Raw genomic sequence first — 23,195 nt, 5'->3', positions numbered from 1 at the left:
TGGTCAGTTCGTCCCCCCGGCAGGGTACGGAACGACGACCGGCCATAATGCCAGTCACTTCGCTCGCGCCTCGACGAGCTTTTTCGACCAAGTGGGGTAGATGCGCATGTCGTAGTACAGGTTCGAGAACATGGACTCAAAGTCGTCGCCGGAGTTGAGGCTTCTTTCCGCCTCCCGCAGCTCCTTGAGGTCCCGCGCCCACATGGAGAATATCATCATGCCCGGTTCCACGTTCGATGCGGATATCCCCAGGGTGTGGGGGTCCTTCCTGTTGATCAATACCGGGAACATGTCCTCCAGGCGGCGGTCCGGCCGTAGCTTGGCGTGGACGATGGATATGAGGTCTCCGGAGGAGCATAGGATGAGGTCGATGTTGAAGCTCACATAGTGGTTGGCCTCCATGTGCTCGATCCTCCGCTTCACGGTCTTGGCGGTTGAGCCTATATCAGCGGCCACTTCCTGCAGGGGGCGGCGGCAATCGTCCGACAACGCTCGCACGATGCGGTAGTCTAGCTTGGTCAAGGGATCCTTCGACGGCGGCTCCCCGATGGTGAACAATGCTAGGGTCTTCAGGTCGTCGATCTTACCAACCTCACGGGCGAAGGACTGGTAATCGAACAGTTCCTGATTGTTGCGAAGGAAGGCGTCCACGTAGAGGAACTGGCCTCCGGTGGCGATGACCCTGGCGGTGCATTCATGGCCGCCAAGGTGTTCGATGGTAGCGGACAGGTCGGTGGAGGAGGACCGGCCGCACAGGCCGATGACGCTCCCGCCGGTCACCAGCGGAGTGATGTTGGCCCGAAATCCCACGATGATGCCCTTGGAGATTAGCTGCTGGATGCGCTTATGAAGTCCGTTTACGGAAAGGGACAGGCGGTCGGCGAGGTCCCGGTACGGCAGTCGAGCGTCGATCGCCAGTTCCTTGATTATAAGAACGTCCGTCTCGTCCATCGCCGGCCCCTAATGACCTTGGCGAAGATAAAGGAGGCGTCCACGTTCTGAAGACCAAACTTTTCTGCTGTCGGTACTAGATATTGTCCCTCCCTTTTTCAGAACAGCCTAATAGTTACCAAGAAAGTTGTTTACTTGTCAAAGAGAGCACCATGGATGTTTAAAAATACCCTATGAGGCGAATCCACTCTCAATGGGACCACCGACAAAGGAGAAGGTCGTGCTCACCAGGAAGCTCAATACCTTCGATGTGACGAACATGGTGGTCGGTTCCATCATCGGGGCGGACATATACATAGCTACGGGGCTCTCGGCCCATCTGGTTGGTCCTGCTGCGCTTGTAATATGGGTAATCGCCGGCGTAATCGCCATGGTCATCGCCCTGAGCTTCTCCTACTGCGTTACCCTGCTCCCCCGGGTGGGAGGCCCATACGCCTACGTGAAGGACGTATCCACTCCCTTCGCTGGCTTCATGGTTGGGTGGAGCCTGCTCTTGGCTCAGTGGTTCTCCCTAGCGGTGTTCCCGGTGGCCTTCGCCCAGTACTTCACGACCTTGGTACCGGGCGTCGATGCCTTCGGTGTCATACTGCTGAAAGCCGGCTTCGTCACGTTCATCATGGTCACCAACATAGTCAGCGTTAAAGCGGCGGGACGGGCGAACGATGTCCTCACCATCATAAAGTTGCTCCCGCTGGTGATGATTGTGATAGGTGGCTTGTTCTTCATGTTCATCCATCCATCGACGGTGGGCGACAACCTGAGCCCATTTTTCACCGGTGATGCCGGGTCGTTTGGCAACGCCCTAGTGCTAGTGTTCTGGGCTTACGCGGGGTTCGAGCTCTCGACGCTGCCGGCGGAGAACGTGGAACGGCCGGAGCGGACCATCCCTCGCTCCATTATGATCGGAATGATGATCGTGATCGCCTTCTACCTACTGACCAACCTGGTAGTGGTCGGTAGCGTCAGCCAGGAAGCTCTGATAAGTTCAGGCACACCGCTCATCACCACCGCCCATCTGTTGTTCGATCCTTTCACTGCCGTAGCCCCGATCCTCCTGGCGATCGTAGGCATAGGGGCCCTGTTCTCCATCATGGGGGCGGACGAGTCAGGCACCATTGGCTCCACTCAACTGGCCTACGCCATGTCCCTGGACGGTCTCCTGCCCCATTCATTGGCTAGAAAGGGCAAGAGGAGCGATGCTCCGTACGTCGCCATCATCGTCCTCTGTTCCAGCGCGTTCATCATCAGCGTCTTTGGAGGGTTGTCGTCCCTCATCAACGCGTCCGTGTTCCTGCTATCCTTCGTCTACCTGAGCACGTGCCTGTCCACCATCGGACTGATGAAAAAATATCCCGAACGGGGGAGGTCGTTCAGAGGGAAGCTAGCGGTACCTATTGCTGGCGCAGCATTCTCCCTCCTACTGATATTCCTAACAGGACCGTGGGAGATCCTGGTATCCATGGTCCTGCTTACAGTGGGTGTCCCTATATACATGTTCTTCTCGCCCAAGAAGGAGCTGGCCGCTGCTAAGGCGGCGTTCCTTTCCACCGAGGCGGTGCTGGCCCGGGCCGCCGCCCAGAGCACCAAATTTCTTGCCCACCCCCTCCATCACATCAAGCTGCTGATCTACCGCAGGAAGGACGTGGAACCCGCTTTCAAGATTGTGGAACACGATAGACGATAACGACCTCGTTCCATCGCGATGAAAAATTTCATGGGCTGGAAGGTCGAACAGCGGAGTTGTTGGCTGATCGAGAACGTTGTCAAACGTAATGTGTTAAAAAGGACCTTGTTTCAGAACTATCACGGAGAATAGTTCATTAAAGCATATCACCGCCCCCCATTACAATGACCTTCGGATCATGAGCATGACCCCGACGAAGGCTATCGCCGTCAGACCGAAGGCGATCGGCACCCAGTCCGGGAACGTAGTAGCGCCATCACTTCTCCCACCGACAACGATGGTGACGGCGTCCGCGGGCAGCGTCCACCCCTGCGACCACCCGTTGAACTGGTAGCTGACGTTGGTGCGGCCGTTCGCCTGCACCTCCGCGATCTTGGAACTTGACAGATCGGCCACGTCATTCCCATCGCCCCAGGAAACGCTCCCTTTCTCATCATAATAACGCCAGTTCGTGAGGGAGGCGACCTGCGATCCATTGTATTCAGCGTTGAAGGCGAAGATGAGGTAGTATGTACCCGGTTCCTCCGGTGCGGTGAAAGAAATATCGACCGTGTGCTCGCGGACCCCGGTACCTATCCACGGCTCGATGGTCTCGAAGCTCGCATAGTGCGCACCCCAGGAACGGGTCCAGATAAGGGGGGCGACGAAGGCCGAGTCCATCCCATTAGAGGTGTCCAGGCGTATCGTCCCCGACAGGGTGGCACCGGGCTGGGCGTTCACACGCTTGACCTCGTCAGTTAAGGACGAGAAAGAGCCGGTGCCGGACCTTATCCTCACATTGCTGGTGGTGAGTGGATCATCGTAGACCAACGCCATGGAGATCGATGGCAGAAGCAATGTGGTAGCTGCCAAGGCCACGAACACCATTACAGCGAGAAAACCCCATTTCCAAATACTTGTGCCATCGCCCTTCATGCAATCGACTCGGACCGACCTTGCTGGGGCAGAGCCTGACAGTCCCTGTGATGCACCTAGGGAACCTCAACGGTCTGACCCGTATGAGATGGTGTATCGTCCTCGAAGGCATAAAGATAGAGTTGTTTATTGGTCGACCTGCCTAATGCCACATATCTCCCTATTCATTTTGGTCGTTCACCTGACATCACTAAAATCATTTCATGCGTCTACAGAACGCTGGCAACATCCCGCTCATGCCTTTCAGGTCTTTGATCCAAATCTTCGGCCGATGAACATCACCAGTACAAAAGCAGCGGTGATTATGATGGCTATGGTGGCCACCAAATGCGCTGAAAGTCTCACCATTTTCAACACCATTCCCCCTTCGCTTGTTACTATTTCATCAAGGTCTCATCCCGAGGATCCCTGAACGCTTTTCACCTGTTCCAGCTTATCAGTGATCGATGTTACGATCCCTTGAGCTAGATATCTTGATGTCCCACGGAAGGTTATTGAAAATCGAAGGTCCACGAACCTTCTACGAAAATGAGTAAGCACTCAGATAGCTGAGGTTCATACTGGGTTCGAGCGAGGATGAATTGATGTTGTTGGCCATCTCTGAATTTATAAATAACAGTGTAATAAAAAATAAAAAAAGGGAAAAAGGAGAGGGTTTATGCAGGTGACTGCACCGGTAACGGGATGTTCACATTGTAGGTTTTAGGACCTAGGTATCCGAAGTCCTGGTAGTACCAATCGCTGCTTGTGTGCACCACGCCGTACAGTCCGTTGATCACCAGTGACTGAGTGTTAGGGACCCAGAAGCAGACCCAAACCTTGGCCTCACCGCCAGGGGCTAGACCGCTGGTGAAAAAGTTCGTTCCGATGAAATTGCCAGACATGCCCCAGTAGGCCTGTCCGTCAGTGTCCGTCACATATAGGTCTTGGACAACCATGTTCGTGTTGATGGTGTCCTGAGCGTTCTTGACCTTCAGCAGAACGAACACGGGATCGTACATGTATCCGATATCCCAGCCGAAATCGGTCGGGTATTTACTGGGATCGGCGGTTATGTACCATTTCTCGACAGTTATCCATAGGCCATGCCAGTAAACTGTGTTCCCAGTAGCCTTGGTGCTCGCGTGCCCGTCCACCTTCAGGTACTTCTCGTTGCCTGGGAAGTGGGCTTCCACGCTCCACTGGCCCGCCATGTAGCAGGGGAACTCAACTGTCGCTATCCCTTCTTTAAGCGATGATGTGGATTCGATGCTTACCGAGACCCCGTTACTGTTCTTGAAGGTCCAGGTGATCTCCGCGTCCGCACCCGGTTTCCAAGGAGATACCTTGCAGTACTCATCGTACGTCTTGACGAACAGCTGGCACTTGAAAGTGTAGGTCTCGCCGGCGATCATCGAGGTCGGCACCTGGATCATATCAATCTTGGATGGCCACGGCATAGCGCAGACCTTATTACCCCCCTCGTTCGCAGTGAAGTAAACAGTCTTCGTCGACCCCTTGTTTTCATCATTTCCCGCGAACGTGGCGGTGAACTGGTATGAACCGACCGCGGTCGGTACATAATCAATTGAGAACTTGCCTGAGCTATCAGTGACAACACTCTTCCCCTGAGAGGGGTTGGCGGAGCTTCCGTCAGGCTTCTTTACGTTCAGCGTCATGGTCACTCCTGCAATGCCTGAAGTACCTGTGAGCTGTCCATCTGCATGCATGTTCTTACCGATGTCAACATCGTAAGCCGCTAGGGTCAGCACTACTGTGGTCTCTCTCTTATCTCCTACGGGGAGAGGGTTCTTCTCCACTAATACCTGAGTGATGACAGAGCATCCCTTGTAGGATTCGGTCTCAGCGAATGCCGCCGTGAATTTGTACGTTCCCTCACTGGCCGCCACATAGTCGATGTCGAAATCCCCTGAGCTGTCAGTCCTCACGTTAGCACCCTGCACAGGGTAGTCGCTCGTTCCGTCCGGCTTGGTGATCATCAGGGTCACCATGGTGTCGGGCATGCCCCCACCCGACCGCAGTTTTCCATCTATGTGGATGGATTCACCAATCTCAATGACCGACGCTACCGGTGTCAGAGCTATCGAAGTGCCATTTTTGCCTGTTAATGAGGCGCTTGCGAAAACGCCTACAGAACCTATCATCAATACCGCGACGATTGCGGTCGCGATCAACTTCTTGTCCATTTTATTCCTCCCTTCATCTCGCCTATTCTTTTTTCCATCGTTCTCCCCCATGTCCCGTTTTCTCTCACTTTGTTCCTTTTCGCTTCCTCCAGACCCTTATGACTCCCATCATGTCGCCAGAACAAGCCCTCCCCGCTCGTTCCACAGGTCTAGATAAATGGAAGGCCCGGTGAACGATAACAAAATTAGAAGTCGGGCCGACCTTCTGCATTCAAGGTCCGTGCCTCACATATTGAGGGCCCTTCTCGAACGAACCCTTAAGCTATGAAGGTCTGATGGTTGTCGAGAATGAGCGGCCTAACATCCACCTTCAATAACGCTCCCGTGTGGACCTGGTGCTCATTTGAGCTTTAAGCCGCAGTTGGTGCAGAACATGAAGATGGGGGAGTTGCGGGCGCCGCAGCCGCCGCACACCGGCCTGTGATCGGTGTGGCATGCAGGACAGAAAAAATGGCCTTCTTCGAGGAGCTGACCACAGCTAACACAGGCCCTCGACGAACCTTCCTGCATTAGCAAGAGCAGAACCCTGGAAAAGTTGGAAGATAGTTTACTATCGTTAACGCTGTCTAACATCTCGCTGATGAGCTTGGCCGTCCTGGTCGATTGTTCCTTCTTTTGGCTCGGGGAGAAGGGTACCTTCCCCAGCACCGCCAGGGACAGAAGTATCGATATCTTCTCCTTCCACTTCTGCTGGCCGTCGTCGGCGTCGAGCTCGGCCAGCATCAGTTCGTACGGTCCGTTGTCCGGCCTGAAGGTCTGGGAGGTGTTCGTGAAGAACTTTTCCGCATAACCGGAGATATCGCTCAGGTCTTCCACTGTCATCGAGCTCAAGAACTCCCTTAGACGCGAGCGCGACTGGAAGGTGCGGATCAACGGGAGCATTATGATCGCCCTCTTCTCCGATAGTCCATCGAACTCCCGCTCGATCACGGGGTCGAAGAACTCGACCCTGTCTCCATTCCCGGACAGCACACCGTACAGCTCCATCGCCTCCAGGTACTGCTCGATCTCCATGGTATGGACGTTCTCGAAGGTCTCCAGAAGCCATGCCATCACCCTTCTTGAGATCCCTCTCCTTGAGCTCGGAGACCGATCATCCTTCATGATGTGAGCTAGAACGATCAGGGGCTGCACCGCAGGGATGTTCTCCATGCTGCGGTCGTACTCGTACAGGATGCCCAGGTGTAACAGCGCCTCGCTTATCTGCCTGTCCAGGAACGAAGTGTCTGGCGATATGTCATCGACACCGCGCTGGGCGATCGACGGCAGGTTCTTGATGCTCCTCACCAGGAAGTACAGGCGCATCCGGCCCGAACATCGTTCATATAATTGAGCAATGCTCCTGCCCACAACGGACGGCGACAACCCTTCCAGGTCCTCGACCTCATCGGTAATGAGGGACGAGGCCTCCTGGACGAACTGGGTCTGGTCCGGCATCCCTAAGCTCAGCATCCTGATCTTCCTTCCTCCCTGTACGAAACTGGCCGTACCGGCGCCATCCTCAACATGACGAAAGAGGGTTCGGGGATTGTTCTCGATGGCGGTCATGAGGCGGAAACCGTCCATCCCCATGATCTTCTCGTACAGCACCCTCACCGCCTCCCTCTTGGTGTCCAGCGTCCATCCGAACGATCCTCGCTCCAGGTGATCGATGCCGATGTACCAGCGCCAGAACGTGGAATCGCCGGGGATGAGCCTGTCCAGGTTGATGCTCTCCAGGAAGACGGTCAGTTCCTCCTCGAACTCGTGGAGGGATATTCGGCGCCGGAGCTTGTCCTCGGACCGTAGGTAGGTGGATGCGGACATGTACACATGCTTGTTGATGTCCTCGACCAGCGAGCCTACACGCTCATCGAGGAGGTTCAGAAGCATCGCGTACCTCCTGTCCGAGGTCGCGTCGGAACCCCTCAAGTGGTCGACGAGCAGCGCCGGGATATGCCCCCATTCGTCCTCAATCATTCCACGACGAGGGCGTTGCTCATCGTCAAGCATCTCCGGGGCCCTCTTGGCATCACAGACCGCCCGCGCCAATCCCTCGGAGAACCGCACCAGGGACGATGATGCCAGCTTGGTCACCTGGGCATCATCGAACCTCTGCTCGATGTTGGCCTCCAGATGGACCTCTACGAGCGTCCTGTCCATTTGCATCAGGGTGGAGGCCCCGTGGATGGTGGTGACGTTCGACCTCTCATCCCCGTTGTTCTCCCTACTCAACTGGAAGCTCCTCTCCTCTCTGGCACCGTCCGCATCCCACTTCACGACTATGGTGGCTGCGCAGCGCCGGACCGGTTTTCCTCTCACTCTGAGGAACTGGACGAAGGACTCCAGGTCCTCGAAGTACAGGGAGTGGCCGGACTCGGAGCAGGTGTGCTGGGATGAGCCGATCCTTGACCGTACCCCTCCCAGGTCCCTGAGGACATGGAGCATCAGGGTGGTCTTCCCCATACCTCCCAGCCCCGCCAGGAGAACGCCGTCCTTGCTGTCGGCTAGAAGCTGGCACAGCGTTCGCTTCTCCATCCCCCTCCCAAAGAGCAGGTCGTGCTTCACCAGCTCGTTGTCGAGGGCCCTAAGCGATCTCATCCCCCTCCCTCATCTCTCCCAGGAAAGACCTCAGGCTCAGGAGCAATGCTCTGGTGAGCGCTGACCTCTCCCGGCCTGGGCCTGACATGTATCGGTCGATCCAGGCCACTGTGGCGGTAAAATATTCCTCTGGCCCCTCGGTGCCGTGTGCATCGTACACCTCCTCCTTGAAGCTCTGGGCATCGTCACCCGGCAGCAGGTTGCCTATCACTCCCTGGTTGATCCCCAGTCGGACCGCTGTGAATGCCTTCCGTCGGTCGTCATCGGTCGTCCCGAAGACCGCCATCAGCAGTTTCCCGGAGATCTCGACCTTATTCATGCTCAATGTCGATAGGAATCCTAGGCTCTCACCCGTTAATCCCTCCCCATGGTCGCTGATGGCGGTCAAGAAGCACCGCTCGTGATCGCTCTTGAACTGCCCCGCGATGCCGGCCTTCTCCGCGTTGTCGGCCTTGTTCAGCAGCAGAAAGATCTTGTTCGGGAGCTCGAGGTCGAAGAACGAGAGGTTGTGCACTTCCTCCAGGAACTTGACGAAGACGTCGTCGAACCCGTGGAGGTCCTTCACCAGGTCATAGCTGGGCTCACAGGACCACGCGAACAGCAGGTTGTACTCCACGGGGTTTTCGAGGAACATCTTCTTCCTCATCTCCCTCACCGAGATCGTCAGCTGCTGGCCCAGTAGACGGTAGTCCTCGGAACCTGCTGTGTCCATCCAGCATAAGGAAAGTTTCTTCATGCTGCTGAAGAGGGGGACCTCGATGTCCTTGAACATGTGTCCGACCACGAAAGCGGTGCTCTTCGGATCAATGTCCTCATCGAGGCCTCCGTTCCCATAGTCATCTTTCATCACCTCGTAGCACCTGCGCAGGAACGTGGTCTTTCCCGAACCGCCCATCCCCACCACCACCAATCCCGCCTGGTCCATCGCCTTAGAGCGGTTCAGGCGGTCCGCAAGACCCCGGTACTCCTGGAAGGACGACAGGAACGAGGCGATGTAGTCCTCCCTCAGCGCCAGGAACATCGTGCTCCTCCTTGGACTGCGCTCAAGGTCTATGGAGTCGATGAGGCCTTTCACGTAGCACGCCCTTCTGACAATATCCCGGTGCAGTTGCCCGAGCTCCCCATCGAGGTCCTTATCCCACCTTGCCAACACCTTGGATGTCCTCAAGGCCATCTGCCCCATCTCTATCTCCAGGGCTTCGGTGGACATGAAACGTTCCATAAGCCACAATAACGGTACGATACGGCTCTCCATGAACCGGTCCTCGTTCAGACCTTTTTCTTCAGCTCCTGATGCCTCCCAGACGCTGGCCATCAGGTCGGTGCAGCGGATAGGTATCCTGACGCTCAGGATCGATACCCATTCATCGCTCAAGTTGCCGTCGACGGTGCCCCAATGCCTCACCAGAAGCTCGTTCTCCGTACGGCCCTTCCTTTCGGAGATGCTCTTCTTTAAGAGGTGGGTCATCTGGCCGAACTCGGCGTCCGCGAGGAAAACCGTTCTCACGACATCGTACAGATAATCGTCCAGCGCAAGGGCGTCCAACCTCTCCATCTTGATCCTTAGCTTATCCAGCTCCTTCTCCGCATCGGACCCCTTACGCTTGGCCTGCGCTTCCGTCAGGGATTGGTCCCTGGTGATGGAGTCCAGGTTCTTCTTCCAGCCATCCATGGCGTTCGAGATCTGCTCTCTCAGCCTGGACAGGGAGTGGTCGGCGAACGACGTCACCAGGTCCCCGCCCAGGAAGACCTTGGTCCTGTGCTTCCCCACGGAGTAGCGGAAGCAGTGGTCCTCCTCCGTGTTCCAGTTGAAGCCGCCATCTTGGACGCTCGCTGTCTGGATGGTTGTTTCCGACACCCCCGTTCACCGGTCAATCGAATGTATGATTAAAATAAAAAGGTCCCTACCGGAGGTAAGGACCGACGCTCGGAAGAAAAGTTACTTCTGGCCATCCCCTGGTCCAAAGTCCGATCTCGTGCCGCGGCACCGCATCTATTATTTCTTATGGTGCCTTATTTAGGTGGGTCTAAGATGCCGGGAACAGTTCATGCGATCTCCATGGGGCCGCGGGCAAGCAACGCCCCTTCAACATCTGACCGCACCATGGTCGCTTCTGCGACAAGACGGTCTGATCATGACCTCATCGGAAGGCGTCCAGGAAGTATGAGATCAGACCTGCTCCGATCATCACCCTCGATAAGCGGACATCTCTCACCCGCACCCGTTCTATCAAAACACAAGGAGGCTATGGACCGTTGTTTGCTCTGAGCACTGTCGAAGCAGCACTCATCTCAGACGAGCTCTGGCCATACATTTACGTCATTTTCGTCATCTCCCTGTGCGCCATCGCCATCGGGTACTGGTTCATCGTACATGATGAGGTCAAGAGGAGGCCGATAGCGAAGGAGAGGATCGTCAGCCTCGCCAAGGCTGTCGATGAGATGGCAGATTTCGCCCGGCCGGAGTTCAAGGAGAGGTTGTCCGTGTGCGAGGACCTGTTCCAGCGTAAGTACTACGATCGATGCTTGAAGCTGGCGGACAAGGCGTTGGGCGAGGCTGAAGAACTGAACGGCATAACCAAGCAGTTAGAGACAGAGATTATCACAACGACATCCAAAATGCAGAGGGCCAGAGAGGTTGGTCTAGAGATCGATGAAGATGGTATAGGGCTCGCTCAGCTGATGAGAGATCTTAAGAGAGGATGATCGCCCGTTCAACATAGGGGCGATGGTCCTGAAAAGCGTCAAATCTTTCTCCCTCTCGACGTTCCCGCTCCGCAGTATGGGCAGTTGTTGAATGCTTCGGACACTTTTCGACCGCAGCTGCCGCATTCCGATATGGCCGATCTTAGATCATAACCGCAAACGGGGCACATGATCGCTCCGAGAGCTATCTCCGCATCGCAGAGGCCGCATACCGTATCACCACGGCGGATGCCCTCTGGTGTGGGTAAGGTGGGCTGTGATACAACGGCCTCGACGTCAGCCGAGGGTTCCTCTATCAAGGCCTCCATCTCTTTCAGGGCATCGTCTGCACCTAGGTAGTCCTCGAGAATTATCTTGTTCTCGATCTCCTGCAGAGAGGCATCCACCCTTCCAAGGGTGTCGGAACCGCCCTCCTGGGATAGGTCCTTGACCCTCAACATCCTGATCAAAAGAGGTTGGCTCCACTTGAAAGCCAGATCGTAAGCGTTCAAACTACCTCTGGCCTCAGTATGATTAGCCGACCTGATGAGCCTGTCGATCCCCTCCAGCCTGAACAATAAATCTGATCGGAGCCTATCGTTCCTGGTGAAAGGACCCGTTTCCAACTGGGACCTGTGCCCTATCACTTGCTTATGCAGCTCCATTAGTCCATCGATGCGCTGGTTGATGAGCCTCGTGCGTACCAGCATATCCTTTGCTGTGTCTATGGAACTTGCCAGTCCGCCACCTCCCATCCTATATCACATAAGGGAGAAGATGCCTCCAAAAGAATGTGATCATACAGTTCGATGGACATGAGCAGGCCTCGACATCGATTCCATTGCAGCACGCCCGCGGTCTTTCTTGCTAGCACGATCTCGCCTATGCCGATATTCATGTCGATGATATATGCTCGTATTCTCCCTTCGTCACGAACCCCTGACGGCAGGATCGTTATTGTTGAGAAGAAGGCCTGAATCGTGGCAGGGGCGCTGAGGCCTTCCAGAATTGAAAAACGCGGAGCTCGGATGTCGTGATCTAGTAGCGGTCCCTCCGCTCATCCAGATATGCCTTGATGGTAGACCACTCTTTCCTTTTCACTTCGAGCCTAGCAGTATTGGCAGGTGAACTGGAAGGAACTGTATAGAACTGCAGTCTTCCTTCAACGGTGTCTTCAAGGACCGCCTTGGTCCGGAAGGACCTCTCGGCCTTGATGCCATTGAAGACCACGAGACCGATGGCGGGAAAGCTCATGAAGAGGCGGTTCAGGTCGTTGGTCCTCTCCTGTGCGATAGAACTGTCCAGGCTCCCCTTCCTCACACAGCTCTCTATCACGTCCCATAGGGCGATCCCCCTCTCCATCAGAAAGGCGATACGTTCCCCGTAATCCAGGTGAGGCTCCATCCCGAACAGTGAGTACATGATCGTCCAGAACTGGTTCCTGGGGTTGCCGTAGTATTGATGCAGGTTAAGAGACATGATGCTCGGCATGCTCCCGAGCACGATGACACGGGACGAGCCGTTGATGACTGGTGGGAGACCGGTCGTATGCATCACCCGCGGTAACCGTGCTCGGTACTTTTTATTTTGCGGGCATCTTGAGCCTGGTTGAACCATCCTCTGTTCTGTCAATTGATGAGGAGGATATGGTCTGTGCAAGATCACCGCAGTTTCACGTACTCATCGGCCAGGGCAATATCGGTGAATCCCAGACGGCGGTACATCGAGCACCCGGCCGGTGAAGCCTCCACAAAGGTCGACCTGCAGTCATCGGACAGCCCTCGCCTGACGGTCTCGTATGTGAGCCATGCACCGATGCCTCTCCCGCGCTCCTCGGGGACGGTGGAGACGAAATACACGCCGCAATCCACGCTCTCTAGGAGAACGGAGGTGGCCACGGACTCATTCCCCCGTTCCGCTATGAACGGCGTCAGCCGGGATGCCGATCGAGGATCGATGCCTGACATCAGACGCACCAGCTCCTCCTCCAGGGATGGTGGGAGCTCGTTCCCCCGGCACGCTGTCCGGCAGAACCGCATCAGGTCCTCGGACGTTCCCACCGGCCGAAGGCGCACCCCGGATGGCCGGGGCACAGGGTTCAACGTTGATGCGTTCACGGCCATGGCCGTGTTGATGGCCTCCAGGGCATAGCCGTTATCAGACATGACTTTCCTGAACCTCGCGGGATCGGGGGTGCAGCAGGCATGGACCATATATGGCTGATCATGGCGACGGTAGAAGCTCTCCATCGTCCATAGCGAGCTGCGCGACGGTGCGGCGGACGCGTCCTTGATGAGGGCCTCGTTAAAGAACGGATGGGTCCCCCTCATGCTGGCCATAAGGACTTCATCGTCCTCCTCCATTGGGGAACTGGTCACCTCGCTAAGTATGCGCAGGTACTCTGCCTCATTGCACAGCCATCTGCCTATCAGGGGGTCCACAAATTATTATTCGAGGTAAATGATTATATACATTGCTCATCGAACGACCGAAGTTTAAGGTTGTACCTTCCCCGCCTATCAACGGACCATCATGATGTTGCTGTCCCGTTCCTAGCTGGCAGAAACTGGCGCCCGCTTTATCAAATGATCAGCCTCCTACCGTAGGTTCCCCGTACAATAGGCCATAGGATTATGAGGGGGAGGCACGTACCGTTCTCTGGTGGCGAAAATATGACCCTTTGGAAGACATTGCCTGTCGGTCGAGACCCCCCCAACATCGTGAACGTCATCATCGAGACTCCTAAGGGGAGCAAGAACAAGTGCGAGGTATCGAAGAATTACAAGGCCATAGTCCTTGACCGTGTGCTGCACTCCAGTGTCGTCTTTCCCCTGGAGTATGGAATGATCCCCCAGACATATTACGAAGATGGGGATGCTCTGGACGCGATGGTAATAATCTCCGAGCCCACCTTTCCCGGCTGTGTCATCGAGGCCCGGCCAATAGGCCTTCTGCGGATGCGGGACGAGAACGGAGCTGATGATAAGGTGCTGTGTGCGGCCATAAAGGACCCCCGGAACCGTGAGTATCATGATCTGTACGATCTGCCGAAGCACTATCTCGAGGAGTACGCCGAGTTCTTCCGGACCTACAAACACTTAGAAGAGGGAAAGAACACGGAGATCCTGGGCTGGGAGGATAAGAGGAGTGGTCTGGAGTGTGTAAAGAACGGCATCGCCCTGTTCGAAAAGAACTTCGGGACCGTTCCCAGGGGATGATAAGGGAAATCGGATAATTGAGGGCCGTTCCCCTCCGGCACTGTACAACGTCCAAAGGCCACAATGCCGCGGTCCGACATATCATGATAAAGATACCTTTTCCGTCTCCATGGTCGCGTTGAGGATAGAATCGAACCTGATGTGGTGTTGCCATCCAGACCTTCTCAGGATGTCCATGAAGCTTACGCCGACAACCCTCGTTCCTCCAGGCTTGGACACTTTTGCGATGAACTGCTGCACCGCCTCCACAGGGCATCCGAACTTGGGCATGGCCAGTCCTCCCAGGACCACTACAAGGTCGGCTCCAGCGATCTCCTCACCCGAGGAAGAGATATTGTACCCGGTCCCATCCTTCCACTGCAGCGGTCGACAATCCTTCTCCCTCGCCAGCGGTGAGAAGTAGAGAGCGAGGTCCTTGTCCCGTACGGAGTATCCCAACAGCTCCGCGAAGGGAGCGCACACGGCCTCCGAACCTGCGAAAATGATGACATCTCCCTTCGATAGTTCGATGGTCTCGTTCCGGAACAGCTTGGTCAAACCCACGATGCCCTCGATCTTACCATTCTCCATGTGTGATCACCGCTCATAGGCTGGTACTGTGAATATTGCCTATAAACGATTCCACCTTTCAGCACCATTGCCGAAGAATAGACTACAGGGCCGCGGAGAGCATTCAAAGCGAAGAAAGCTCGATTTCCTCCGTAGGTGGTGAGCGGTCATCCCACCACCACAACCAACTATAATGGTGAAAATTATGAAAAAGGTGCATAGTTAAGATTAAGTAATTCCTCGTCATTGAGTGAAATTATGAGGCCGGGACGACCACGATGCCCAAGAAGGATCCAGTCAGAGCCGGTCGTAACATACTTCAAGCCTCGAGGAGTGCCCCTAAAAGAGCTAGAAGTAACGTCCCTCACACTAGAGGAGCTGGAGGCCGTAAGGCTGACAGACCTGGAAGGGTTGAACCAGGAGGAATCTGCGCATAGGATGGGCATATCAAGGCGTGCTCTCTGGGAGGACCTCCAAAGTGCCAGAAGCAAGATCGTGGACGCCCTGGTATCAGGGAAGGCCATCGAGATCAAGGGAGGCAGCTATGCCTTGGATGGCGGGCGGAATTGCACCTGCCATGAGGGCAAGGGCGAAGGGGAGGAATCAGATGGCGACTTCGAACCGCCGCATTGTCCTAGCTGCGGACGGGATGAGGTAAGGAGACAGCGGAGTGGGCAGGATGTCGGCAAAAGGAGGTCCACCTACAGATGTCGATGCCGCTATGACGAGAATAATGGTGCGCGGAGCTGGGACTATGAAGAGGAGTGAGAGGATGGTTGGCGAACGATGCCTCTCCGGACCGGCCTCATCCAAAAATGGAGGCATGGTCACAGAGACATGCCGAAAGCCATTATCATAATGATGAAACCAGGGGCGGATATGGATCCACTTTAGGCCCCATCGGACCCAAGAGGGTCTAACATCCAGCATTTCAGGTCCAGCGATCGAGAGTGGACCACTAAGCATCGAAAAAGAGGTAAGGAAATGAAAGTAGGCATACCGAGCAACAACCCCGGCGGACTTGACGCAGGCGTCTCCGCACACTTTGGGCACTGCGAGCTGTTCACTGCAGTGGAGATCGAGGAGAGCCAGATCAAGTCAGTCTGGACCATTGATAACAATGGCGAGCATAACTGCATGATCCCGGTGAGGAAGATGGCCGATGCAGGCATCGACGCTGTCCTGATCGGGGGCATTGGACGCCGTCCTCTTATGGAGTTCCAGAACTGCGGCATCAAGGTTTTCGTGGGTGCGGCGGGAACGGTGAAGGACGCCCTCCAGAACTACCTTGGCGGTAGCCTCATGGAAGCGACCGTAAAGGACGTCTGCGGCGGCGGAAGCCACTGCCATTAGGATTAACTGTGGACTCAGCCTCTAAAGGCCATGGGAAAGAGCGGCCGGGGCCCTTGGTACTATTGAACCAACCGGGCTTCAGGCGCTTGACCCTTTCTTTTCTTCAAGTCCTCCGGCCATCTCATAGCTCTATTTCGTAGATCTCACCGGCCGCACCGATGGTGACCCTGTCGATGCGGGCGGCCGAAGCTTCCTCCTTGCATCGGGTGCAATGACAGAGCACCGCCCTTAAGAACGGGTTCTCCTTGAGCGAGCCCTCAAGGTCGGAGAGGGTGCAATCGTGTAAACCGCCTATCAGCCATCGAGGTACCCCTAGCGTGGAGCCAGCCGATAGAACTGCCTTCAGCCCGGGGTGTCCACAGCCGGTTAGAACTGCCACTCCGCCCTTACCCTTCAGGACAAGGGCCTGCTCCGGCACATCGCCGCCCAGAGGACCGGTGGCCCACACGTTCGGAGATATCTCCTGGGGTGACCTGACATCTAAGGCAATCGCTTTCCGGTTTATCTCCTTCATCAGGTTCTTAGAGAAGCCATACGGTACGAATACCTCCAATGTCCTCTTTTTCAATGGGTCTGCCAGCATGACCGGCAACCCTGTGAGGTGGTCCCAATGGTAGTGGGATAGGACCACCAGGTCCATGTCCGAGAAGGCGAATCCCAGGCGAGAGAGATTCTCTTGCAGTATGTTACCGTCCCAACCACAATCAAAGAGTATATTGCCAGCATCCGATGAGATTACCGCTGAAAACCCCCAGCCCTCCCTAAACGAGGAAAGGGCAGGTGAGTCATATGCTATGGATATTCGCCAATGAGCCATCAAGTTCACTTAATCATATCTAGGGATGCAACATCAAATTATTTGTTGTGACAAATGGCGATCTAGGACTGTAATGTCGAGATAGTAGGGCGATATCATGAAACGCCTCTCCATTCCCTCCGATCTCTGTGGGTGCATCTTCATATCCACATCATAACTTGATCTGGCGATCACGGAGCCTAATCGAAACATAGAATAGATCATTCATGGAAAACCCTGGAATTATGGTACTGTTCATGCATGAACGGGATGTTAGTGTGTTTGACAACATGCTTCAATAAATACTATTCAGTCCATTCGCATCTTTCAACGACCGGTTTTGTTCACACATATGACAGAAGATGACAGCAGCGCAATAACGGAGCGATCCAAGCATCATCAGACCTTAACCCTAGAAGAGCTGGCGCTCGCGATAAAGAGAACCATTGATGAACACGATATGCCCAACGAAGTGGCCCAGGAGCTTGCCCATCGCATTTTAAATTTCTTTGGCCACGGCGAACGCGTGGTCGATAACATGCTCGAGCCCGTGGATAGGGACGCCTTCTACATGCTAGAGGACGCTGGGATCCTGACCACGGAGATGGAGCAGATCACCCTCTATGATGGCAGGGAATGGAGGATCCATTACTGGTTGTTCCGCAAGGAGCGGATCCGTGAGCTGATCGAGAATAAGGCCGCTGCCGATGAGGATACTGACAAAGAGTCGGTATATGATTCCCTCACTGAGGACGTCTGGAAGCACACGAGGCAGTGAGCGAAAAAAAGACAGCCAGACCCATCCTGATGATCTGGTAGCGAAAGATCTTCCGACCGGAGCGGGTAAGAATAAATTGCGCCCGCGCAGAGCGGGGCATAGACGAGTTCCGGGTCTTAACCGGTCGCCTTCAGCATACCGATGGACTGAAGCTCCTCCGTGATCTTCTTTACAGCAGCCTCGACGTCCTTTGGGGTCCGTGCGCCGGTGCAGACGAGCTTGCCGGAACCGAACAGCAGCACCACCACTTTGGGCTCTTCCAGGCGGTATACCAGGCCAGGGAACTGCTCGGGCTCGTACTCTACTCTCTCCAGACCCAGGGAGATGGCGATGGCATTGAGGTTGATGTCCTGCCCCAGGTCCGATGAGGCCACGATGTTCTGAACTATGATCTCCGGCGAGGCAGTGATGGGGACGCCGGCGTTCTTGACGTCCGATACCACGGTCTCGATGGCCTGTTTGACATTTGCCAGGGATCTGGACCCGGTGCACACGAGCTTTCCGCTCCGGAAGAGCAGGGTAGCAGATTTCGGGCTCTTCAGTCTGTATATCAGACCTGGGAACTGCTCCGGCTCGTATTCCGCGCCGCTCAAGCTGAGCGCAAGCGTTCCGAGGTCAAGCTCAATGCCCAAATTCGCTGATGCTACGATGTTCTGGATGACATATTCTGAAATGGTAATACCCCTGGGACGATAACTCAATACAATATATATGATTATATATGCCTCTTAAACCCCCGGCAGCTCAGAATTGAGCTTACTATTTCAATGCCATCCTCGATATCTCAACGCCCGATCTATAAGAGGTGATCATAATATTTGATCTGGGAACATTGGAAGCGCACGGGCGGGTCGGAACACCAACATCATCGAGAGTTCCCAGTGGACGAACGACTTTGGGCGGGGGACAAAGATCAGTTGTTGATCACTCTCTCACCCTTGCTCATCTCCGACAGATACTGCTTGGCTAGAGGGTTGGTAACCTCGACCATAAGGATTATCTTGTCGTCCTCTTCCTTGGCATCTCTCAGAAAGCCCATGACGAAGTTATCGAATCCGAACGAGCAGACCCTTTCGGTCTTGAACCTCTTGCACCAGACCCTGGCCGCCAGATTGCTGCTTGAAGATGTTATGCGGACGAACACCAATGATACTTGGAGCTTCCAATATTTATTAAAATCGTTTGAATTAAAGATGCCTTTCCGGTTTATCTTCGCAGTGGGCCAGCTCCTCTTAAGTTGGTAGGTCAAAGGCGTGATCATAGGTCACCAGCACAAGAGGGGGGCTGTTGGGTCCGTTGCCTCAATGAGGCCCGGGGGCCAACCTCCTTTCTCGCCCACGATCGATCATGGTGTTTTGTACATCCGCTTGTGAGGGCGGATGACCGCCGATGAATTCAATGCTCAATGTTATTCTCTCTCGCTTATCGCGTCAACCCTAGTGAGACCCCCAAGAGGAAAATGTGTTCAATATTGAACTTGTCATAACAGGCGGCTTCCCTTTCCGAGCCTCCGCAGGAACCACTGTTCTAGACGTTCGGCCTCAAGGCTGGCAACGAACTCGTCCACCGGTCGCCGCCTTAGGTAGTAAACCACCCCTACGCCACTCACGATCCCGGAGATAAGGTTGGTGGCAATGTCGTTGACGGTGTCGGTAAGGCCGTGCTGCATTCCAGTTCCCAGCACAACATCGATGGTGTACTCCAGGAGCTCCCATATTCCTTCCAGGGTGAGGATCGCTATCGGGACTATCAACAGATACCAGATGTACGGGATCTTGACGGATTCGTTGCGCAGGTCGAGGAGCAGGACCTCTATGGCCACCAGGGTGGAGAGCACGACACCGGAGGTCATGTGTGTCAGCTTGTCCCACCAGAAGACGGTGAAGTACCACTCGGTTGCAAGGCCGAGGCTGTGCAGGAGCAGGGAGAGCGAAGCTCCCAGGACAATGGGCCATGGTAGCAGGATCATTTTCTTAGCTTCCAGGACCAGGGGGACGAGCATGAGAACCTGGGATAGGAGGACAGTGGAGATCCAATAGGTCCTCCAATTGGAGATACCGTACACCAGCAAGGCCAGGAGGATCGCCTCGGTGATGACGGTGATGGCCATGGTCTGCCGTCTCACACCGCTCCCTCCTCTCGTTCGCTCACGTTACCTCTAGGCTCTGCCCTCATGGTCGCATAGTAGAAGGCGAGGGTTAGGACCAGGCCCGCGATGGCATTGATCAGAATATTGAACATCAAGCCCTCATTACTTGCCAGAATATCCGTGCCCAGCCAAAGATCGCCGTAGTAGAATATGGGCCCTTGGAGCGTTACCATCGACATGTAAAGCATGAAGGCCAGCCGCAGCTCGAAACTGAGGTTGGTCTTTAGATCCCCATAGATGTCGCTATATGCAACCGTCACCAAGCTCAATGAAAATATGGCCACGCTGAAGGAGAGCCAATACCACGGCGAGGTAATTGGAAGAAGACCTCCTCCTTCCATGTCCATAAAAAGTCCGATGATGAAGGGGACCGTTGCTAGAGGCATGAGCCGGTATGCGCCTGGTACTTCCACATCACGGTGGCGGAGGGCAGGGTAGGCCACCAGGAACAGCCCCCATAGGGCGATCCCGACCCAGTAGATGTCCCCCCTCGTAATGGCCACCAGGAGACCTATCGCCATCAAGGCGACCACGTACACTGACGTTATCTTCGAGGAGGGGTTATGCATAGTGACCAATATTCAGTACTCCTGCCCCATAAACCCTGGTCTTGAGTTCAAGATTTTCCTTGAGCGGTGCTTCTTGTTCGTGGTGGCCGGGAGACGAGCATGGAGAATAAGAGAAGAGGTAGATCATTAGTGAGAAAATTTTGATGGGCAGTATCTACAGAGAATATTTAGGAAAATGGTGCGGTGTCGTACCTGTATGCCAAAAGCATGGACCTCATTCGAAGTCCTGACCATAGAAGCGGTCACTCTCATCAACGTTATAGCCACTGAGCTTCATGTTCTGGTTCGCGATCTCACTGTACAGTATTATACCGTCGATGGCGCTGTCGTGCTGATGACACGGCCGGCACTCCCACCTCGTCCATTACGTGGTGCCGTCCTCACTGACGAAGGGGTCGCTCTCGGATCTCACGACCTCGCCGGAGAGGGCCCGACGGTGCACCACCCCCCCCCCTTATCTTCTGCGGCAGGTCCGGGAACGCCTCGTATTGCCTCATGCCGATGTGGTCCTTCTCGGTGACATCGTAAACCTTGAAGAACCAGGTGCTGGCGTACAGGTGCCGGAGTTCTCTGTCGAACACGGCTTTGCCGCTGGGGCTGTGCTCGATGATGTAGCTCATGAGATTGTTAGCCTTAACCAGCTCCTCCTCGGCCCACTTACGATCGGTGATGTCGAGCGAATACGCGATGAACAACTTTCTGCTCAGCGGTACCCAGATGGTCCTGAAGTAACCCCGTACGAGCGAGAGGTACTCCTCGATCTCGATCTCCCTGCTCTCCTTCCGCCACATGTTGAGGACAGGGAGATACTCGGCAATATATTATCCATGCCGAAGACATGTCCCACGTTACATCCGTTCATCTCCTCCTCGGTCTTGCCGTGGGTGCGTCACAGAGTAGGATTGAGGTCGAAATAGGTGAAGTCCACCACCCCATGACAGTCATCGACGACGTACCGTTATATCCCCACGGCCTCGCCCAGGTTATTGAAGAGGTTGCGATACTTCGCCTCGCTGCTCTTCAGGGCCTCCTCGGACTCCCGGTGCCTCACCGCGGTTCAGACGACATGCTCTAGCTCCCTGAACAAGGTTGTCGGTTACTTACCCTTCTGGAGGTAGAAGTCGGTACCGCAGCTCAACGTTCTGATGAATACCTCCTCCCGGCCCTTTTCGGTGAAGAGTATGAACGGGACATTCTCACCCTGGGACATCAGGAAACTTTGGAACTCTATACCGTCCATCTCCGGCATCTGGTAATCGGATAATATGGCGTCATACGTGCCTCCCTCCATAACCAACGTAGCCTCCCTTGTGGAGTTAGCGGTATACACTATCATGTTTCCTGAGAGCTCCAAAAAGGAATTGGCTATCTCCAGAAACCGCTGCTTATCATATGGCTGATCGTGCCCACCATCGTAAAGCACCTTTGAGCGATTACCATCGGACCGATGGTGCAGGAGCTTGTTTTGTGGGGGCGGAGAAGACTAAGTTCTAGCCAAAACTTTAATATCAGGATGGCCGATAACAAGGCTTATTGGATGATATATCCAACTATTATCGGAAATGGGATAACGGGTTCAACTCAAGGAGGCCTCACCACGATGGACACATTCAACGATAACATGCAACGGCATCTGTATAGATCGTGTCCCTCTCCTTGGTCGCCTGTGATGGCTGGCAGATCGATCGATCACCTGAAGTCATCACTTGATCATAGGTATACAAGCCCTCAACTCCTGAGCATTAGGTCGATCACACTCCTGAAGCCCATCGCCATGTCCACGTCGATACGGGCCTCCTGGGCTCGTGGACGGAGCTCATATTCCCATCCTTTTAGAGGCCCCGTAGAATCGGTGATTTGTCCTGGCGTAAGGGTCACTTGTCCCAGTACCAGCCTCATGTCCCAAAGTAACAGGCATCATTTGCACGATCGTCCCTCGTTGCCTCAACGAGGAAAAGCATCACCAATAGGGAGTGATTATTGATGCACGCGATGGATGAGATCGCCTATGCCTCTCCCTTCCGAGACTGGTCCCCGCTAGGTAAGCTTATCTTCGCCATGACCCTGCTGGTGTCCTCGCTGATGGCATCCTCACTGGACATACCGTTGATCGTCACCCTGATAGGCCTTGTCCTCCTGTTCCTGTCGAGCCGCATGCGGTTTCCAAGGGTCATATCGCTTGCCTTGCTGGAGGGTGTGGGGATCTTTGTCCTCGGTTCCTTCATGATCGCGCTGGTCACCGCAGGTGACACGGTATGGTCGGTTGACCTGGGCTTCTTCGTCCTTACACTGTCCAGGCAGGGGCTGGAGCTAGGTGGCCTGGTGTTCTTGCGTGCAATGGCCGGCATCACGGTGATGCTGTTCTTCGCAACCTCCACCCCCATACCGCACCTGGCCAATGCACTGCGGCAGATAAGGGTACCAGCGGAGCTGGTGGAGCTGACGGTGCTGGTGTATCGCTACTCGTTCCTCCTGCTGGAACAGCTCGACACCATGTACGTGGCCGCCCATTCCCGCCTTGGCTTCCGAGGCCTGAGGGCCAGATTCCGTACCACCGGCAAGCTCCTGGTCGGCATCTTCATCCGGTCCCTGGACATGGCAGAAAGGTCGCAGACCGCCCTGAACTGTCGGAGCTTCATCGGGGAGTTCCACTGCTATCGTCCGCCCGCGAGGATGTCCTTCAAGTGGGGGATCGCAGCCATCTCGGTGTTCTTGTTACTGTTCTCCATAAACCTCCATGTGGTCGATCTGGCCACAGTGGTGTCCCTCCTCCGGTTGTGAA

At 55.0% G+C, this 23,195-nt stretch carries 23 protein-coding genes; 7 read left to right on the top strand and 16 right to left on the bottom strand.

What is annotated here, in order from left to right; translation table 11 throughout:
* Positions 1 to 54: 54 nt before the first annotated feature.
* Positions 55 to 951, bottom strand: coding sequence for an AsnC family transcriptional regulator (locus GXX95_00735; protein NLT36673.1), 897 nt, complete (start codon positions 949 to 951; stop codon positions 55 to 57).
* Between the two features lie 193 nt (positions 952 to 1,144).
* On the opposite strand from GXX95_00735, the gene GXX95_00730 reads away from it, so the two are divergent.
* Positions 1,145 to 2,635, top strand: a complete 1,491-nt coding sequence (locus GXX95_00730; protein ID NLT36672.1) for an amino acid permease — start codon at positions 1,145 to 1,147, stop codon at positions 2,633 to 2,635.
* Positions 2,636 to 2,794: 159 nt separating this feature from the next.
* Here GXX95_00730 and GXX95_00725 read toward each other — a convergent pair whose 3' ends face one another.
* The 4 genes from GXX95_00725 to GXX95_00710 form a co-directional block, all read right to left on the bottom strand.
* On the bottom strand, positions 2,795 to 3,550 hold the full coding sequence (locus tag GXX95_00725) for a hypothetical protein (GenBank protein ID NLT36671.1): 756 nt from the start codon (positions 3,548 to 3,550) through the stop codon (positions 2,795 to 2,797).
* 656 nt (positions 3,551 to 4,206) lie between these two features.
* The gene (locus tag GXX95_00720) at positions 4,207 to 5,736 is read right to left on the bottom strand and encodes a hypothetical protein (protein NLT36670.1); all 1,530 of its coding nucleotides are present in this window, start codon (positions 5,734 to 5,736) and stop codon (positions 4,207 to 4,209) included.
* Positions 5,737 to 6,075: 339 nt separating this feature from the next.
* Positions 6,076 to 8,316, bottom strand: coding sequence for a hypothetical protein (locus GXX95_00715; protein ID NLT36669.1), 2,241 nt, complete (start codon positions 8,314 to 8,316; stop codon positions 6,076 to 6,078).
* Positions 8,303 to 10,174: a hypothetical protein gene (locus GXX95_00710; protein NLT36668.1), complete on the bottom strand. Its 1,872-nt coding sequence runs from the start codon at positions 10,172 to 10,174 to the stop codon at positions 8,303 to 8,305. Before GXX95_00710 ends, GXX95_00715 begins: the two co-directional genes overlap by 14 nt.
* 398 nt (positions 10,175 to 10,572) lie before the next feature.
* Here GXX95_00710 and GXX95_00705 point away from each other — a divergent pair, with 398 nt between their 5' ends.
* Positions 10,573 to 11,022 (top strand): hypothetical protein, encoded by a 450-nt coding sequence (locus tag GXX95_00705; GenBank protein ID NLT36667.1) that lies wholly within the window; start codon positions 10,573 to 10,575, stop codon positions 11,020 to 11,022.
* A gap of 38 nt (positions 11,023 to 11,060) precedes the next feature.
* On the opposite strand, the gene GXX95_00700 is transcribed toward GXX95_00705, so the two are convergent.
* From GXX95_00700 to GXX95_00690, 3 genes are all read right to left on the bottom strand, one after another.
* Positions 11,061 to 11,756 (bottom strand): zinc ribbon domain-containing protein, encoded by a 696-nt coding sequence (locus GXX95_00700; protein ID NLT36666.1) that lies wholly within the window; start codon positions 11,754 to 11,756, stop codon positions 11,061 to 11,063.
* A 283-nt stretch (positions 11,757 to 12,039) separates the two neighbouring features.
* Positions 12,040 to 12,555: a DNA-deoxyinosine glycosylase gene (locus tag GXX95_00695; GenBank protein NLT36665.1), complete on the bottom strand. Its 516-nt coding sequence runs from the start codon at positions 12,553 to 12,555 to the stop codon at positions 12,040 to 12,042.
* A 107-nt stretch (positions 12,556 to 12,662) separates the two neighbouring features.
* The gene (locus GXX95_00690; GenBank protein ID NLT36664.1) at positions 12,663 to 13,442 is read right to left on the bottom strand and encodes a GNAT family N-acetyltransferase; all 780 of its coding nucleotides are present in this window, start codon (positions 13,440 to 13,442) and stop codon (positions 12,663 to 12,665) included.
* 231 nt (positions 13,443 to 13,673) lie between these two features.
* Between GXX95_00690 and GXX95_00685 the strand changes: the two genes are divergently transcribed.
* Positions 13,674 to 14,219, top strand: coding sequence for an inorganic diphosphatase (locus GXX95_00685; protein NLT36663.1), 546 nt, complete (start codon positions 13,674 to 13,676; stop codon positions 14,217 to 14,219).
* A gap of 81 nt (positions 14,220 to 14,300) precedes the next feature.
* On the opposite strand, the gene GXX95_00680 is transcribed toward GXX95_00685, so the two are convergent.
* Positions 14,301 to 14,789 (bottom strand): DUF2124 family protein, encoded by a 489-nt coding sequence (locus GXX95_00680; GenBank protein NLT36662.1) that lies wholly within the window; start codon positions 14,787 to 14,789, stop codon positions 14,301 to 14,303.
* A 237-nt stretch (positions 14,790 to 15,026) separates the two neighbouring features.
* On the opposite strand from GXX95_00680, the gene GXX95_00675 reads away from it, so the two are divergent.
* The gene (locus tag GXX95_00675; GenBank protein NLT36661.1) at positions 15,027 to 15,536 is read left to right on the top strand and encodes a DUF134 domain-containing protein; all 510 of its coding nucleotides are present in this window, start codon (positions 15,027 to 15,029) and stop codon (positions 15,534 to 15,536) included.
* A 216-nt stretch (positions 15,537 to 15,752) separates the two neighbouring features.
* Entirely contained in the window at positions 15,753 to 16,121 is a 369-nt protein-coding gene (locus GXX95_00670) for a dinitrogenase iron-molybdenum cofactor biosynthesis protein (GenBank protein NLT36660.1), read from the top strand.
* Between the two features lie 121 nt (positions 16,122 to 16,242).
* Here GXX95_00670 and GXX95_00665 read toward each other — a convergent pair whose 3' ends face one another.
* Positions 16,243 to 16,938 (bottom strand): MBL fold metallo-hydrolase, encoded by a 696-nt coding sequence (locus GXX95_00665; protein ID NLT36659.1) that lies wholly within the window; start codon positions 16,936 to 16,938, stop codon positions 16,243 to 16,245.
* Positions 16,939 to 17,269: 331 nt separating this feature from the next.
* Here GXX95_00665 and GXX95_00660 point away from each other — a divergent pair, with 331 nt between their 5' ends.
* On the top strand, positions 17,270 to 17,695 hold the full coding sequence (locus GXX95_00660) for a hypothetical protein (GenBank protein NLT36658.1): 426 nt from the start codon (positions 17,270 to 17,272) through the stop codon (positions 17,693 to 17,695).
* Between the two features lie 116 nt (positions 17,696 to 17,811).
* On the opposite strand, the gene GXX95_00655 is transcribed toward GXX95_00660, so the two are convergent.
* The 6 genes from GXX95_00655 to GXX95_00630 form a co-directional block, all read right to left on the bottom strand.
* Positions 17,812 to 18,369 (bottom strand): TATA-box-binding protein, encoded by a 558-nt coding sequence (locus tag GXX95_00655; GenBank protein NLT36657.1) that lies wholly within the window; start codon positions 18,367 to 18,369, stop codon positions 17,812 to 17,814.
* A 239-nt stretch (positions 18,370 to 18,608) separates the two neighbouring features.
* Positions 18,609 to 18,839, bottom strand: a complete 231-nt coding sequence (locus GXX95_00650) for a hypothetical protein (GenBank protein NLT36656.1) — start codon at positions 18,837 to 18,839, stop codon at positions 18,609 to 18,611.
* Between the two features lie 336 nt (positions 18,840 to 19,175).
* Positions 19,176 to 19,820 carry a hypothetical protein gene (locus tag GXX95_00645; protein ID NLT36655.1) on the bottom strand — a complete coding sequence of 215 codons (645 nt, stop codon included), beginning with the start codon at positions 19,818 to 19,820 and terminating at the stop codon, positions 19,176 to 19,178.
* Positions 19,817 to 20,422, bottom strand: coding sequence for a hypothetical protein (locus tag GXX95_00640; GenBank protein NLT36654.1), 606 nt, complete (start codon positions 20,420 to 20,422; stop codon positions 19,817 to 19,819). The genes GXX95_00645 and GXX95_00640 overlap by 4 nt, the downstream gene beginning before the upstream one ends.
* 371 nt (positions 20,423 to 20,793) lie before the next feature.
* A complete protein-coding gene (locus GXX95_00635; GenBank protein NLT36653.1) occupies positions 20,794 to 21,204 on the bottom strand; it encodes a hypothetical protein in 411 nt (136 codons plus the stop codon).
* A 305-nt stretch (positions 21,205 to 21,509) separates the two neighbouring features.
* A complete protein-coding gene (locus GXX95_00630; GenBank protein NLT36652.1) occupies positions 21,510 to 21,767 on the bottom strand; it encodes a response regulator in 258 nt (85 codons plus the stop codon).
* 629 nt (positions 21,768 to 22,396) lie between these two features.
* On the opposite strand from GXX95_00630, the gene cbiQ reads away from it, so the two are divergent.
* A complete protein-coding gene (cbiQ, locus tag GXX95_00625; protein ID NLT36651.1) occupies positions 22,397 to 23,194 on the top strand; it encodes a cobalt ECF transporter T component CbiQ in 798 nt (265 codons plus the stop codon).
* The last annotated feature ends 1 nt before the right edge of the window (position 23,195 follow it).

This window comes from Methanomassiliicoccus sp. (assembly GCA_012719175.1).
In the GTDB taxonomy this organism is placed as follows: domain Archaea; phylum Thermoplasmatota; class Thermoplasmata; order Methanomassiliicoccales; family Methanomassiliicoccaceae; genus UBA6.
This window is presented reverse-complemented; position numbering and strand designations above follow the sequence as displayed.